This is a genomic window from Actinomadura rugatobispora (assembly GCF_042656285.1).
In the GTDB taxonomy this organism is placed as follows: domain Bacteria; phylum Actinomycetota; class Actinomycetes; order Streptosporangiales; family Streptosporangiaceae; genus Spirillospora; species Spirillospora rugatobispora.
Window position 1 is genome coordinate 1 of record NZ_JBHSON010000240.1, and the last position, 1,497, is coordinate 1,497.

The window sequence follows — 1,497 nt, forward strand, 5'->3', positions numbered from 1 at the left end:
GCCACGCCCAGATCACGCACCAGCACATCCATCGACCAGCCATCCACCGCGATGTGATGCGCCACCACCACCAACACAAACTCCGACCCCGACAACTCCAAAAGCCGCGCCCGCCACGGCAACTCGCGGTCGACCTCGAACCCGTACCCGAGCTCGACGGCCACGGCCTCGGGGAGACCCTGCTCATCGGTCCGGGTCACCGCCAGCGACGGCCGCCCCGCCGCGCCGTGCAGGATCTCCTGACGTGGCACGCCGTTGACCGCGGGGAAGATCGTCCGCAGGCTCTCGTGCCGATCGGCCACATCGCCGAGCGCCGCCTCCAGCGCCGCGACGTCCAGATCACCCGACAGCCGCAGCGCCAGCGGCACGTTGTAGCCGGCCCCGGCACCGGTTCCCTCCAGCCGGTTCAGGAACCACATGCGCTGCTGGGCGTACGACAGCGGCACGACCTCCGGACGCTCCCGCGCCGTCAGAGCCGTCCGCGCACCACCCCGCCCGGTGTCGACCAGACCCGCCAGACCCGCCACAGTCGGGGCGGCGAACAACTCACGGACGCTGACCTCGACCTCCAGAACGGCCCGCACCCGCGCGATCAACCGCATCGCCAGCAGCGAGTCACCACCCAGCTCGAAGAACGAATCCTCCGCTCCCACCCTCCTCACCCCGAGAACCTCGGCGAAGAGGCCGGCGACGATCTCCTCGGTGAGGGTCGCGGGGGCCCGGCCGGTCATCCGGCCCGCCAGGTCGGGTGCGGGCAGCGCGGCCCGGTCCAGCTTGCCGTTGACCATCACCGGCAGCGCGTCCAGCACCACCACGGCCGCGGGCACCAGGAATTCGGGCAGGCGCGCGGCCGCGTACTCCCGCAGCGCGCTCGCGCTCGCGTCCGTCCGCCCCTCGGCGGGGACGACGTAGGCGACCAGCCGCTTGGCACCCGGCCGGTCCTCGCGGGCGATCACCGCGACCTGGCCGACCTGCTCGTGGGCGGCCAGGACCGCCTCCACCTCACCCGGCTCGATCCGGATACCGCGGATCTTGACCTGCTCGTCCACGCGACCGGCGAACACCAGTTCCCCGGCCTCGTTCCACAGCGCCAGGTCGCCCGTCCGGTACATCCGCTCACCGGCGCCGGTGAACGGGCACGCCACGAACCGCTCCGCCGTCAGACCGGCCCGCCCCACATACCCACGGGCAAGCTGGGCCCCGGCGACGTACAGTTCCCCGGCGACCCCTGCCGGGACCGGCTGCAGGAACTCGTCCAGCACGAACACCCGCGTGTTCCACACCGGACGACCGACACCGCATCGGACGCGCCCGCACCGGACCCGCCCATACCGGAACATGGCTGGGCGGTCACACCGATCGTCGTCTCCGTTGGCCCCACATACCCACGGGCAAGCTGGGCCCCGGCGACGTACAGTTCCCCGGCGACCCCTGCCGGGACCGGCTGCAGGAACTCGTCCAGCACGAACACCCGCGTGTTCCACACCGGACGACCGA

Annotated in this window: 1 protein-coding gene and 1 pseudogene; both read right to left on the reverse strand. The window is 72.1% G+C overall.

Annotation, left to right across the window (positions count from 1 at the left end; all coding sequences use genetic code 11):
* Positions 1-1,283, reverse strand: a 1,283-nt coding sequence (locus tag ACFPZN_RS56065; protein WP_378293600.1) for a condensation domain-containing protein, incomplete at its 3' end; no start/stop codon positions are given.
* 110 nt (positions 1,284-1,393) lie between these two features.
* Positions 1,394-1,486: pseudogene (locus tag ACFPZN_RS56880) on the reverse strand (hypothetical protein); the annotation flags it as partial.
* Between the last annotated feature and the right edge of the window lie 11 nt (positions 1,487-1,497).